Source organism: Mannheimia sp. E30BD (assembly GCF_041807785.1).
Taxonomy (GTDB): Bacteria; Pseudomonadota; Gammaproteobacteria; order Enterobacterales; family Pasteurellaceae; genus Mannheimia.
This window is the reverse complement of record NZ_JBGTYX010000015.1, coordinates 1-13,402: the sequence shown is the minus strand read 5'-3', so window position 1 is coordinate 13,402 and position 13,402 is coordinate 1. Positions and strand designations below refer to the sequence as shown.

Sequence of the window (13,402 nt, the reverse complement as noted above, 5' to 3'; positions counted from 1 at the left end):
ATTCGCTAACATTTTGTAGAGAGTAGAAAAAGTATAGCATATCACCAATATACTGCACCTTATTTTTTCTAATTCATTGATTATTAAAGAACAATAGAGATTCGCTAACCTCCCTGCATTTTTATGAGAACTACAGGTTAGCGATTTATAAAATCAGCGTATCTTTAAAAATATCCACTGAAGGTTTTGCACCGTGGTGTTCGACTTTATTACGCCATTTACTGCCTAAATGGTAAAATCGTAAACTATCGCAGTCTGGGTTGTAAGTTGCCAATAATTTATTTTTCAGTGTTACCCACTGAGCAGGGGTAACATCACACTCAAACACAGAATATTGAGCCCGTACACCATAATCTAAACAATGCTTAGCAATACGGCGTAGGCGAGCCTGCCCTTCTGGGTCATCAAATGAAATGTCGTAGGTAATCAACATCAACATAGTTGCCAATTCCTCAATAAATAAAACAGAAACAAGCGGTCAAATTTCAACAAAATTTTGCAGATTTTAACGCATTAAAAACGGCGGATATTCTGCCAAATCGCCACGCAAATGACGAGCCAATAACATCGCTTGGATATAAGGTAACAAGCCGATTTCCACTTCTTCCTCTAAAAATGGGTGGATGATTTTTTCTTGTTTTTTCGCTTGCAAGGTTTGAAATAGTAATTTTCTTGCTTCAGGCTTGAGCGTTACCGCTCCACTGGCTTCCGTCACAAAATCATCAGGCTTAACCTGCCCTCGATTGATCAGCGACAGCACCATTCTGTCCACCCACCACGCTCGAAATTCCTCCAAAATATCTTGAGCTAAGCTATCTCGCCCCGGACGATCTGCATGCAAAAAGCCAATTTGCGGGTCAAGCCCCACGCCTTGCAATGCCCCGCTAATATCTTTCCCTAAAATACTATAAAGAAATGAGAGCAAAGCATTCACACCGTCACGAGGTGGGCGGCGATTACGTCCGTCAAAGTGGAAATCGCTATTTTCTTTGATAAGATGAGAAAACACCCCAAAATAACGAGCCGCAGCATCGCCCTCAATGCCACGAATCAAATCCAAATTGTCTGCTGTTTTCAACTGTTGCAGGCTGTAATTTAATGCGGTAATTGTCGATTGAAGGTCAGCATTTTCGCCGTGATTACGAATTTGCCGTTGTAACACCCGCTTAGATGCTTGAATTTTGGCTGCAATGATGTTGCGAGCCACAGGAACAGGGTTGGTCTCCGACTTTTTATACTGGGCTCGGCGTAACAATACATTACCACTTTGCCGCCCCTGCAACCGCCCAAGATAACGCCCATTTTCGGTAAAAAACGCTAAATTTACGTTATTTTCGCCACAAAATCCCATTAAAAACGGCGACACCAACACATTGCCAAAACAAAAAATATGCCCAATGGAATGAATCGGCAACTGTGCCACTTTCTTCCGATCTTGCTCCACCACCAAGGTTTCTCGCTCTTTATGCAAGTAGCTACCTTGGGTGGTGATGTAGAGGGTGTTTTGGAGTTTGCGCATAATTACTGCTCTAAAGATATATCAAAGCATTGAAAAAAAGAGCTTCCTCTCTGTTCAGTCACGCAAACAGGGATATGTTTATGACAAAACAACTCCGATAAAACAATATCTGAAGGATGCCCATATGTATTTTTAGTACCAAATGATATCGGACAAATTAAGAATTCTCCAAATTGATTAAAAAAATTCACATCAAAATTTTTATGACTGCCATGGTGTGCAACTTGTATTGTTCCTACATTATTTTTTATATTCTTTATTTTATTGATAAAATCAGAACTTATAACTTTTAAGTCTGAATCTCCAGTATAAATACAACCAGGGTTTACTCTATACCCAAGAAAAAATAATAGTTCCTCAATAGAAATAAAATATAAGGCGATATGAAGATTATTCAGAAGACTTCCTACTATATATCTGACTATTGCTACCTCAGTTGGGGACGAACATACAAGCATTGAATTCTCATTAATACTTCCATCAACAGCTTTACTTTTATATGCATCTCTAATTATTATTTGATTTTTTGAGTTAGACACAAATTCTGGGTCAGCTAAATTTTCTTCGGTTATTCCTTTTTTAGTTATTTCTTGTATAAATTGGCAATGTCGATTTGAATATCTATAATTGTACGGACAATAAATCCAAAAAAAAGAGGTACCAAATAATTGGAAACTTATTTGAGTTCCACTAGAAATTCTATCATTAATAGAATTAATATCTATAGGTGTTCTGTCAATATTATAACTATCTGATAAATCCCCTTCTTCTATATTTATTGATTCTACTAATATAACTTTAGTGTTTTCACCGAAAAAGCCTTGGGGATTTTCGATCAATTTAACTAGAGTGTGATTATATTTATCTCCTAAGGACTTATATAAGTTTATCAAGAAAATTTTTTCTCTCTCTTCTAATAATGGTAAAACAACATTTTTTATCTTCCTGTTATTTTTTAGAACTTCAATACCATTAATATGATCACTATCAAAATGTGAGATAAATAAAATATCTATATCATCACTCTCTTTAAAACTTTCTTTTATAACTCTATCAATAACTTTACTTTTAGGCATTGCTCCACAATCATAAACAACATTAAAAGCAATATTACTGTCATTTATAAAACGTTCGCTGTAAAAAGCTCCTTGCCCAACAGCATGAAAAGATCTTATTAGTTTAATATCCACAATAATTCCCTAATAACAAAATTACATTTTATACCACAATTTATTTCTTTTTCCCAAACAATCCCACCACATACTCCTTCGACCTATCCCTTTCCAACAACTGTGGTTGGCAGAGGTCGATAAGCGAACAGGCTTTGCAGCGTTTGCTGTATTCGGGGGGCGGTGTTGTTCCTCTGTTTAAAAGTGACCGCACTTCGGCAATGGTGGTGAGAGTTTTGGTGCGTAGTTCGGTGGAAAAAATGATCGGTAAACGGTGGCGAGTTTGCATATACCACAACGCCCCTTCGTTAATCGTCTGCTCTGTCATTTCTTCCAAACATAAGGCTTGGGCACAGAGTTGGATTTCATCAATCGGTTCAAGTTTCGGTTTGCCACGTTTGTATTCCACAGGCTTAAGTTCGCCTGTTTTCAGATCTCGCTCGACCAAATCCAAAATGCCACTTATGCCTAATTTTTCCGCTGCAACGTGAACTGTTCGCTCAAAGCGTACGCCTTTTCTGGTTTCCGGCTCACCACTATCTACCCGCTCGTGCAACGCTTGACCTTGTGCGGTGAGATAGTTTTCTGCCCACACCTGTTCGTTGTGGATCAGCGCACATTGACGTGGGCAGAAGGCATAGTGTTGCAAAGCGGAAAGCGAAATTGACCGCTTGCCATCGCCAAATTTTGGCTGAACAAGCGGTAAAATTTCCGCAGAATTTTGCAAATCGCCCATTACAGTAATTCTTCAACGGTTACACCCGTTAAGCCTTCGGTTTGTACGCTGATACGGTAGTCGTCATAACTTTTCGCTGGTGTGTCTTTTTCGCCATTGACACGTTCAACTTTCACCGTTTCAAACAATTTATGCGCAGGTTGGCTACCAAGTTCACTGTCGTGTTTAAATACAATCAGTTTGCGAGCTGCCATTTCGCCTCGTGCGGCAGAACGGTCGTGTTCAAACATAAGTTGCAAGGCTTGCCAAAGTTTTTGCACGTCTTCATCAGAGAATCCTGTTTTTTCAGCAAGTTTGGCAGAGATAAAGCCGTGAACACGATAAAGTGCATAAGGTACAATGTATTTACGCCCCATAGTGCGTTCTTTTTCAAGATCTTTTTCGTTAGTTACCGCCATTCGAGTGATCGACACTTCTAGCGGAATAATCGGATCGATAGACTGGGCGAACGCCAATTGCACAGGGCCTCGCACCTGTCCACTGTTTACTTCTGTGGTCATCACGGCCCCAAAAGTACGAATATCAAAGAAGTTTTTACACATCCAAGCGGTAATTTCTCGGGCTTTGGCTTCCTCTTTTGGTAGTTTTTTCGCTTCCGATTCAATCCCTAATGCCTCATAAGCACGTTTGTTTTGTAAGTTCAGAACACTTTTTTCTTTAACATAGATTTCGTAACCCGCCTCGTTTTCATAGCTCATCTCAATAAAATTGCGGATTTTGCGTTTTAAGCAAACATCGGTGACTAGACCTTTACTGGTTTCAGGATCAAGGCGTGGCATATTTCCTGCATCTGGATCACCGTTTGGGTTGCCGTTGGTGACATCAAAGAAAAAAACAAATTCATAGCGGTTTTGAATAGACATAGTGTTTCCTTAGTTTTCAATAGACTCAGTGGTTTCTTTTTTAGCGAAATAGCTTTGTTTTTGGTGGTAATAGCCAATCGCAAAGCGGCCTTGCTCATCGATACTTAAATGGCGAGGGAAATTTTCCGGCAAGCTGGCAATAATCTCACCTAAATCCTTATCCAGATTAACCGCCATTCCGCCTTTATCTTTTCTCAAGCGAGATAAATGGTGTTTTGCACCGCTTAATAAGCGAGGGAACACCGAAAACGGCACAGCAGACACAGAACCATAATAGCGGTCGGCAATGCCGGCATTTAATTCACCTAACGCTTGGGTTTGGATTCTTTCTAATACGGCAAATAACCTGCCGAGCAAGTAAGCTTGGTTATCGCTTTCTTTATTTAAGCTCATAGGAACTCCTTCTTTAATAAAACCTTTTCTAAATTTTCGTTGTAACACCGCTTTCATCAACGCCACTCGTAAGCCGTTAATATCGCCGTCTGCTCGGATTCGAGTCACCAACTGAGAAAGCAAGCTCATTGGGTATAAATGACCGCTAATAACCGCCCGAGCCATTTCGCCCGCCAAGACAGGAGAAATATTCTCACTTTTACCTAATGAAGCGGTTTGTAATAAAAGTCGCCAAATGGAGGGGGGCGTTTTCCACGCACAAGGCTCAAGGGCGAGATCTTGCCAATGTTCACTAAGATTTTTTGCCAGTTGCCTAAAGGTAGTATCCAGCCAAAAACGTACCGAAATTCGAGCCGCATTCGGAGCAAGCCCCAACACATAAAAACGGGTGTTTTCAGATAATTCTGGGGAAATTTCTGCAAGCGGTCGTCCCTTGCTGATTTTTTGCAATTCATCAAAGATTTTTTGGTTTTCTTGAGCGTCATCAGGTGGGGACATTAAAGCGGAGAAAAAGCCTTCGGCAGCTTCTGCTTGGGTGGTATTATCTGCTTCCGCCCAAAAGACGGTACTCGCATCGCCAATAGTTAAACGATGTTTCTCGGTGCGTAACAAATAATTTAAAGCAGTAGTGTAGGCAAAGGCGGCTTGTTCAGAAACAGGTGCGTTACTGCCTTGTTCCTTGCCAAATGAGGTGAAAGATTCTTTATTAAAAGAGATAATTGAACCGCCCGCACTTTGCCCGCCATAAACGCCTTTAATCGCAGGGTGGAGGCGTGCAATCGGGGCAATTTCGCCACTGATTAAACATAGTCCTTGTTCGCTCTCTTCGCTAACCAGCAAACGCCCCCAAAGGGTTTGAGCGGCTTCTCGCTGATGAATATAACCGCTTGTGCCGACTAATTTAAACACGACATTCGCATCAAGTATTTCGATTGGGCAGATTGATTCGGCAAAGTGTTCTGGTTGCCACTGTTGCAGGAAATTTTTTATCGCCATTAAACCTTCATCATTGGAATCCACAAGCAAATCCAAATGGTACTGTTTAAATGCCTCAAAGGTCTTCTCGGCGAATTTGATAGGTTGATCTTTAGCGGTGGCTTTATCTTGATTGCTTTCCACGCCTAGCACATAAGCGGTTTTATCCCACAGAAAATTGGGCTTAATGCCAGACGTGCGTTTTTCAGGGCGGGGGACACTCATCAATTTCGGTTTGGGTTTCTTGTCAGCGGTTAAATTTGGAATGACATTTACCAAATTTCCCTTTGAATCCAATTCTAGTACCCAACCGATTTTTTCTTCACTAAAACCATAGGAAGGTACCTTGGCTTCGCCTGTTGAACGATCTTCTTGTGCTGCAAGACGGTAATAATAGCGAGTTAAGGCGGAGAGAATCATGATTTCACCTCCTCTGCATAAAATGGTGGCACATCAATCACACCATTTTTCATTTCTGCTCGGAAGAAACGAGGCTGATTGCCGTATTCAAAATCAATATCGTGCAACATCCAGCCTAAATCCCGATCTCGCTCATTTTCTGCAAAAAAACTCTCAGGTAACGGCTCATCGTCATCTATCAAGGCAAAATTTGCAGCAAATTCACGTACACCCATACAAGGCTGTTGGAAACATTGCCCCTTTTTCGCACGGCGTTTAAACATTTCAATATGCTTGGTAACGGTTTCCGCTTCACCTGCCATTTTGGTTAACACGGCGTGAGCTTCGATCACATAACCGACATTTTTCAGCACCGTAGCGGCACGTTGTTGGCGGTCATCCTCAATTACCGTATATAGATCCGCCACTGTTTTACGCTTCATCGCTCCACTAATTTTACTGGCGGAAATTTTACTGCCTAACTCATTACGGCGAACCGACTCAAACTGAATCGGTTTTAGAACATAAATTTTATCAATCACCCAGCGAATCGCCGGCTTCCAATGCACCGCAGCCAAAATCCCCCGTGCCGCAGACGGCGTAATCACATCATAAGACACCCGCTCTACCTTCATTTCAGGACGGGTAAAACAAGCATAATCACCCCAAATATGGAGCTTGATTTTGTTTGGCATAGAATGCTCCTTTTAATTATGTAACACACCTCCCCGAAGGGAGGTGAAATTTCTTTAGCTTATAACTGCTTTGGTTTCAACCCACGCACTCGGTAAAATGCGAAATTATTTAAGAAAGTAAGTGCTTAATAGTTATTTAATAGTATTTCCAATGTCTGTTATCAAAGGCAGGCTTAGTACCTTCCAGTACAGTAACAACTTTCTTATTAATTTCACTATTTTCTATTGCACCTGATTCATAGCTAATTGTGAAATCATTAGAACGGCTGAAATGTGCATAAATAATCTGTTCGGCATCACAAACAACAGCTAAGTTAGGATTATGCGTAACCATAATTATCTGACGTTTTTTCTTTGCTTCCGAAAGCACGGGAACTAGTAGGCGAAATACGGTTTCGTTATCCAGATTCTCCTCAGGTTGGTCAAGAATAATTGGCATTCTTCCTTTGTCTACCAACAAATAAAAAATCAGCAATAATGCTCCACGCTGCCCTGGTGATAATTGCTCAATCTGAGTATCTTGGAAAACCAAAGAATATTTCGACTCAAGAAATTCCAACCCAAATAACAAATCATAAACAGCGTTTGCCGATTGGTCTTTTCTCAGAATATTGGTTATGCCTACTATGTCTGTATTTCCAGCACTAGAAGCAGCTTCAATTTTCTCAAATAAATCTTTAACAAAATTTATTGCTCCCTCTTTACCATTTAAATCATAAGAATCATATAATGATCTAATAACGGCTAGAGACTCATCTTGACCGCGAAACTCTCCTGAGTTTTGTTTAATCAATCCAAATAGCTGATTAGAAATAGCCTCTGAAGAAGCCGATAAGGTAGCTTGGAATTGCAATCTATAATCTTCTCTGATTAATTCGTTATTTTGAATTAGCTCTTGAACAGGTTTAAATAATATCTCTCGAGCTTCACGTTGTGCATTTAACGTATCAAAAATTTCTCCTGATAATTTTAAACGCTTTTCTCGTAATTCATTAAGTTGACTAGGTAATTGTTGAATTTGTGCTATTCTGGTTTCCAATCCTATTTTTGTTTCTGGGGCTGTGGAAGAACCAGTTAACAGAGAAAGTTTTTGTTGCCATTCTCCAAGTTGACGTTGATATGCTTCATATTGCTGTTGTGGCGCATCCAATTGAGCAGTATATGTTTTTTGCTTTTCTAGTAATTGAGCACGCTCTTTTGCAATATTCTCAGTTTCAGTTTTAAGCTCGGATTGTTTTGATGATATTAAGTTACTTTTTCCATTTAATATGGAAGCCTTGATTTCTAAAACAGCAATATCATTCCAAGATAATCCCAACAACATTAAATCGCTATCCGACTCCTGTTTTACCTGTGCAAATGAACGTTCAAGTAAGCGAAGGCGTTCCTGAATATCACGCAATGCCTGCTGCTGCTTGGCTAATTCTGAATTTTCAATAAAAATTTCCTGCAATCGATTTTGCTGTTTTTGCAATTGCTGATTAACTGTAGCAAGCTCACTAGCAATCTGTTTCTGATTTTCATTTAATGTTGCTTCCGGCTGACTAACTGCAACAGGTTTTAACTTTTCGTGCTCTTTAATTTCCTTATTTTTTAATTGGAGTGCTTCCTTTAATTTTTTTAGCTCGATTGGCTGCAGTTGTTCTTCAATCACAACAATTTCTTCATTAACTTTAGCTAAATCTTTTCGGTATTCGCTTAATCTGTTTCTAAGAGATTGTTCTTGTCTCTCAATCAATTGCTCAAAATCAAGCGCACCAAGTCTCATTTCTTCATTAGTATGTGAAAAAATAACCGAGCGAAGCTCTTTTTCAAAAGCATTTGATTTCCCTGAAATATGCTCATTGCACAACTCTTCAAAATATCCTTGTGGAATATAGCGAACTCTTTCAGTCTTCTCTTCAAGAGTCGGCTCATTCAGTAGTCGAGTTTCCTCACTACTATCACACCAAGAGAGAATTCCAGTGAAATTATTTGCTGGTTCCCCTGATTTACCCCAAAATCTATCTTTTTTTAGGAAACTGAAATATTTTGATTGCTTAGAATTACCAAGCATGGCAATCACATCAGCCAATGCACTTTTCCCACTACCTTTATTACCAATAATCGCTGTTAAATCAGGATTTAAAGGGATAGAACACCCGTGCAACCATTGACCTATATTAGGTTTTTGTCCTGTTTTATTAATTTGTATCGAATCAATATAAAAAGTCTTATTAAATTCAATTTCCTGTAATTTAGGTGGTTTTTCTCCAATATAGGAACGTTTTGCAGGTTCTAAAATTGCCTGTTTTAACCCTCTGAAATTAGGTTCAGCTTTAATCCATGTTCTTTTATTAGAAGGGAAATCCCCATAGCCACGTTTATCATTATTCCCAGGCTCACCCACAAAACGATGTGCATCACTACCAGACACTGCTAGACGTGGAATATTTTTTAATGCACGTTGAAAACTATCAAAATACTTAACATTTTTATCTGTAATTTCACCGACAAAAGCCCCTCTCATATCAATATTTCTAGTTTCAAAAATAGGGGAACATTCAAATAATCCCATGACATACGCATAATGTTCAACCCAATCAACCTCAGATACTCCATCATTTGTATCAAAAGGCATAAATCCTATAGCCTGATTATTAGGCACTTTAGAAATTGCTGATTTATATGATTCAGTTATAATTTCAGCTATTGTTGAGCCTGCTTCCAATGCTTTATCATCTTGACTATCAACATCATCCTTTCTAAACCCGTGTTTTTTTAACTTATCGTGATTTGTTTTTCTAGCAAGTTCAATTAACGCTGAATCAGATAATGGTCTATTAATAATAGCAATCTGCAAAGCAGATTTAAAATCTTTCAAATCCTGTTCTTTTATTTCATTTGAAAAGATCACATGTGCGTTAAGCCGTCCATCCATAGGAGCCAATAATCGCAGTTCTATTCCAGGAAAAACCATTTTAGTAAGTTTAGGAGCATTAGGTTCTTTTAAACGCTGTTGTAATTTAAACCATCCATCAAATGTCCAATAATCCATAATGGCAAATACTTTTGGCTCTGCATTATTTAAAGCTGAAATCATTTCATCAATCAACGCATCATCATGGGCTTTTTCTCCATTAAATTTTTCTGTATTCCAATGAAATGATGCGGGAGTATGGATATGTAAATCCCACTGATTCCATACAGAACCGCGTGCTTGTTCTTTTTTGTTCATATTAATTATTCCTTAGTTAAAATTATTTCCTAGTACTTCCATTTATTAAGTTCACGTCCCATAAATGATTATTTTCCAAAATAGTACGAAGTTATTTTTTCTCATATATTAAGTCAGCCTACATCAAAAATCAACTTACAAAGAAGTTAAAATGAATATTCATCTATAAAACCAATTTCTCCGTCTCAAGAAAATCCACATTCCCCCAACTCAACCCTGCCACCTCATCATATAAATCCATTCCAATTAAGCAGTAAAACTGTTTACCTAAGTTGGCTTCATTAATGACTTCAACTCTACCTGCTTTATAAAGTTCGGCTAAAGCTTTTTCTGGTATTTGTACTGTGTAAGGTTGGAGTTTTCTTAAAATACCGCCCACTTGATCCGCATAGCGTAAACGGTCAATAAGGTTTTCGGCTTCTTGGTCGAAAGGGATAATCACCGGAATTAAATGGCTTGTGATCATTCGGAAATCTTCAGCTATTTTTTGGAATGGGAAATTGAGGCTTTGCCCAGCGTCGTGACACGCCTTTAAAATATTTGGCTTATCCAGCTCTTTTCCTTTAGCCTCATAAACCGCTTGGAAATAATGATTGATTGCTTGCGGAGTAAGTAGATCATCTGCGTGAACCTGAACCGTTGAACGCATACAGCCAGAAAGTAAGCCTAGCTCTGGTGGTGCTTTCCACTGTTCTTCAGGTTGGAAAACCCAAACATTGCTTTCTACAGATAAACGTTTCCCCTCTCGGTTGCAACGCCCTGCTGCTTGAGCCACTGAATCTAGTCCTGCTTCAGCTCGCATAACCAGTGGGAAATCGACATCAACACCGGCTTCAATTAAAGAAGTGGCAATCACTCGGCAAGGTAGGTTTTGTTTTAGGCGAAGACGAATTTCAGTCAGCGTTTGTGAGCGGTGTTTAGCACACATTAGCGTGGTGAGGTGATAAGCTCCCTCTAACTGTTTCGCTGAATCATATAACGCTCGGGCGTGACGGCGGTTATTCACGATTATCAGCATTTGTGGGTTATCTGCGAGTTTGCTTTGCAACTCCACATCTGTTTGAATACCGATATGCTTTACCGTAGTACGTTTCAATTTTTCAAAAAGTGCGGTTGGATTAGGGGCAATTTCTCGCACATTTTCAAATCCTTTATAAAAACCGTTCGCTTGATGAATAGCGGGTTGTGTCGCTGTGCAAAGCACTACCGAACATTGATAATTGCGAGCTAATTCATCAATCGCAGCCATAATTGGGCGTAATAAATTCAACGGTAGCATTTGGGCTTCGTCCAAAATAATCACGCTACCGGCGATATTATGCAATTTGCGACAGCGTGAAGAACGGTCGGCAAACAAACTTTCAAAGAATTGCACTGCAGTTGTAACCACAACAGGAGTATCCCAATTTTCTGATGCCAATTTCAGCTTATCTCGGCTTGATTTATCAGGTAGGCTATCGTGATCAAAAGTGCTGTGATGTTCCAATACCGCCTCTGTTCCTAATTCGCCAAAAGCTTTACGAAATTCCGCAGCATTTTGTTCAATAATGCTGGTAAACGGAATCACATAGATAATACGGCGTAAACCATGCTGTTTGGCGTGTTCAAGGGCAAATGCCATCGAGGTAAAAGTTTTGCCACCACTGGTTGGCACAGTCAGAGAAAACAAGCCTGTTTCTTGCGTTGCTTGAGTAACCGCATAATCCAAAATTTCACTCCGCAAGCGGTTTACTTCCGCTTTGCGTTGTGCCTCCTGCGTATTAGGCGTTTGAGTGGCAATCTGCTTCCTAAACTGTGCAATAAATTGATTAAATTGCTGATGGAGTGCGGTTAAATTGGGGTAATTTCCTCGTTCAAGCGGTCTTTTTTCGAGATTGGCATAAAAAGCTTCTGTATCAAGAAAGTCGGCATCGACAAGGCAAGAATAGAGCATTCGGATAAAAAAGGCGTAAGAAAAGAAAGGTTCGTTTTTAGAAGGCTTTAACGGCGGTAAGGGCAATTTTTCAGGCAAATTAAGTTCTTGCTGCCAAATAGCGTCAAGTACCGGTAGATCTTTATGACCATAGCCAAATTGCTCTTGCAAACGTTGTGTAAGTGTAGAACGATTTTTCCCTTCTCCAGAACCATTTGCTAACCCAGCGTGGTGGCCTGCGATACAAAACGCCATCATTTTGCCCAAAGGCCCCCAACGTTCCACTGCAATTTTTGCACCAGCAGTAGAGTGATTTACCCGTTCTCCGCCATGTAAACGCTTTTGGTAACGTTCACTATATTTGCCTAAATCGTGCAATAGCCCCGTGCAGCGAGCAATTTCTTGTGAAGCAAACGGCGCAGCAAATTCGGCGGCAAGCAAGCCAACATTATTGGCGTGGCTGAGTAAAGTTTGCCAATCTGAATGATCTGAAAGCTTCCCCGAATGGGCATAAAAAGACTGAATAGTATGTTCTTCCATTTTTATACCTTCAATATTTCCTTCCTAACACAAGCAATACTACCTCTAACCTTTTATTCTGTATATATCCTAGATAATATTTTCTTAATCTAAATCAAACACAAATTTCACTTGCAAAATTCAAGTAAAATTTGACCGCTTGTAATCATTTTTTCTAAGTTTTGAAATCTGTTCTTTCAGCAGAAATTTCACAAAAAATTTACTTATCTATGGGGATTTTTGCTAGAATGTTGCCATTTTTACGACAAGTTAAAGGTATTATCATGTCAGAACAAACTTTTATTACCGGTAAAGATGCTGCACTTGAAGACAGCATTGCGACCTTTCAGCATNAATGTGTGGTCGGTGCATATTCGTGATGCAGACTGCCCGCAATGTTTTTCTAACGGTAAGGGAGCAAGCAAAAAAGCCGCTCTTGCCTCTGCATTAGGTGAGTATTTTGAGCGTTTATCTACCAACTATTTCTGGGCGGATTTTTATTTAGGTCAAGAGATTGCTAATAGTGAATTTGTGCATTATCCAACCGAAAAATGGTTTCCGATTGATGATGAAGCCATTCCACCAATGGAGATGATGGACGAGTTTTTATGGGAATATTTTGATCCGAATGGTGAAATCACGCCGGAATTATTGGCTGATTTACAATCAGGAAATTATGATCGTGGAATTGTTACTCTACCTTACGTTCGCCAATCTGACAATGAAACGGTTTACATTCCGCAAAGTATTATCGGTAACTTATTCGTTTCAAACGGAATGTCCGCAGGTAACACAAAAAATGAAGCTCGTGTACAAGGTTTATCAGAAATATTCGAGCGTTTTGTGAAACACCGTATTATCACTGAGGCGATCAGCTTGCCTGAAATTCCGCAAAGTGTGATTGACGGTTATCCGACAATCAAAGCCTCTATCGAGAAACTAGAGCAAGAAGACTTCCCGATTTTATGCTATGACGCTTCATTAGGCGGAGAATTTCCAGTTATT

At 39.6% G+C, this 13,402-nt stretch carries 9 protein-coding genes and 1 pseudogene; 1 reads left to right on the top strand and 9 read right to left on the bottom strand.

All coding sequences use genetic code 11. The annotated features are described in order from the left end of the window. Positions 1-145: 145 nt before the first annotated feature. The 9 genes from cas2 to cas3 all read right to left on the bottom strand — a co-directional run bounded on the left by cas2 (position 146) and on the right by cas3 (position 12,418). A complete protein-coding gene (gene cas2, locus ACERCG_RS08700; protein WP_006248114.1) occupies positions 146-439 on the bottom strand; it encodes a CRISPR-associated endonuclease Cas2 in 294 nt (97 codons plus the stop codon). A 66-nt stretch (positions 440-505) separates the two neighbouring features. After that, complete coding sequence (gene cas1c, locus ACERCG_RS08695; protein WP_373611645.1) at positions 506-1,519, bottom strand: type I-C CRISPR-associated endonuclease Cas1c; 1,014 nt, start codon at positions 1,517-1,519, stop codon at positions 506-508. Positions 1,520-1,521: 2 nt separating this feature from the next. Further along, on the bottom strand, positions 1,522-2,709 hold the full coding sequence (locus ACERCG_RS08690) for an MBL fold metallo-hydrolase (protein WP_373611644.1): 1,188 nt from the start codon (positions 2,707-2,709) through the stop codon (positions 1,522-1,524). Positions 2,710-2,749: 40 nt separating this feature from the next. Next, positions 2,750-3,424 carry a CRISPR-associated protein Cas4 gene (cas4, locus tag ACERCG_RS08685; protein WP_373611643.1) on the bottom strand — a complete coding sequence of 225 codons (675 nt, stop codon included), beginning with the start codon at positions 3,422-3,424 and terminating at the stop codon, positions 2,750-2,752. Beyond that, positions 3,424-4,287: a type I-C CRISPR-associated protein Cas7/Csd2 gene (cas7c, locus tag ACERCG_RS08680; protein WP_373611642.1), complete on the bottom strand. Its 864-nt coding sequence runs from the start codon at positions 4,285-4,287 to the stop codon at positions 3,424-3,426. The genes cas4 and cas7c overlap by 1 nt, the downstream gene beginning before the upstream one ends. 9 nt (positions 4,288-4,296) lie before the next feature. After that, positions 4,297-6,075, bottom strand: coding sequence for a type I-C CRISPR-associated protein Cas8c/Csd1 (gene cas8c, locus ACERCG_RS08675; RefSeq protein WP_373611641.1), 1,779 nt, complete (start codon positions 6,073-6,075; stop codon positions 4,297-4,299). Continuing rightward, entirely contained in the window at positions 6,072-6,749 is a 678-nt protein-coding gene (cas5c, locus tag ACERCG_RS08670; protein ID WP_373611640.1) for a type I-C CRISPR-associated protein Cas5c, read from the bottom strand. Before cas5c ends, cas8c begins: the two co-directional genes overlap by 4 nt. 136 nt (positions 6,750-6,885) lie before the next feature. Further along, positions 6,886-9,966 carry a TrlF family AAA-like ATPase gene (locus tag ACERCG_RS08665; protein WP_373611639.1) on the bottom strand — a complete coding sequence of 1,027 codons (3,081 nt, stop codon included), beginning with the start codon at positions 9,964-9,966 and terminating at the stop codon, positions 6,886-6,888. 163 nt (positions 9,967-10,129) lie between these two features. Next, positions 10,130-12,418 (bottom strand): CRISPR-associated helicase Cas3', encoded by a 2,289-nt coding sequence (gene cas3 / locus ACERCG_RS08660; RefSeq protein WP_373611638.1) that lies wholly within the window; start codon positions 12,416-12,418, stop codon positions 10,130-10,132. 263 nt (positions 12,419-12,681) lie between these two features. Here cas3 and ACERCG_RS08655 point away from each other — a divergent pair. Continuing rightward, positions 12,682-13,402, top strand: a pseudogene (locus tag ACERCG_RS08655) (YcaO-like family protein); the annotation flags it as partial.

Coding starts and splice junctions, on each gene's coding strand:
- ACERCG_RS08665 (WP_373611639.1), bottom strand. CDS start 9,966: ATGAACAAAAAAGAACAAGCACGCGGTTCTGTATGGAATCAGTGGGAT.
- cas4 (WP_373611643.1), bottom strand. CDS start 3,424: ATGGGCGATTTGCAAAATTCTGCGGAAATTTTACCGCTTGTTCAGCCA.
- cas7c (WP_373611642.1), bottom strand. CDS start 4,287: ATGTCTATTCAAAACCGCTATGAATTTGTTTTTTTCTTTGATGTCACC.
- cas5c (WP_373611640.1), bottom strand. CDS start 6,749: ATGCCAAACAAAATCAAGCTCCATATTTGGGGTGATTATGCTTGTTTT.
- cas8c (WP_373611641.1), bottom strand. CDS start 6,075: ATGATTCTCTCCGCCTTAACTCGCTATTATTACCGTCTTGCAGCACAA.
- cas1c (WP_373611645.1), bottom strand. CDS start 1,519: ATGCGCAAACTCCAAAACACCCTCTACATCACCACCCAAGGTAGCTAC.
- cas2 (WP_006248114.1), bottom strand. CDS start 439: ATGTTGATGTTGATTACCTACGACATTTCATTTGATGACCCAGAAGGG.
- cas3 (WP_373611638.1), bottom strand. CDS start 12,418: ATGGAAGAACATACTATTCAGTCTTTTTATGCCCATTCGGGGAAGCTT.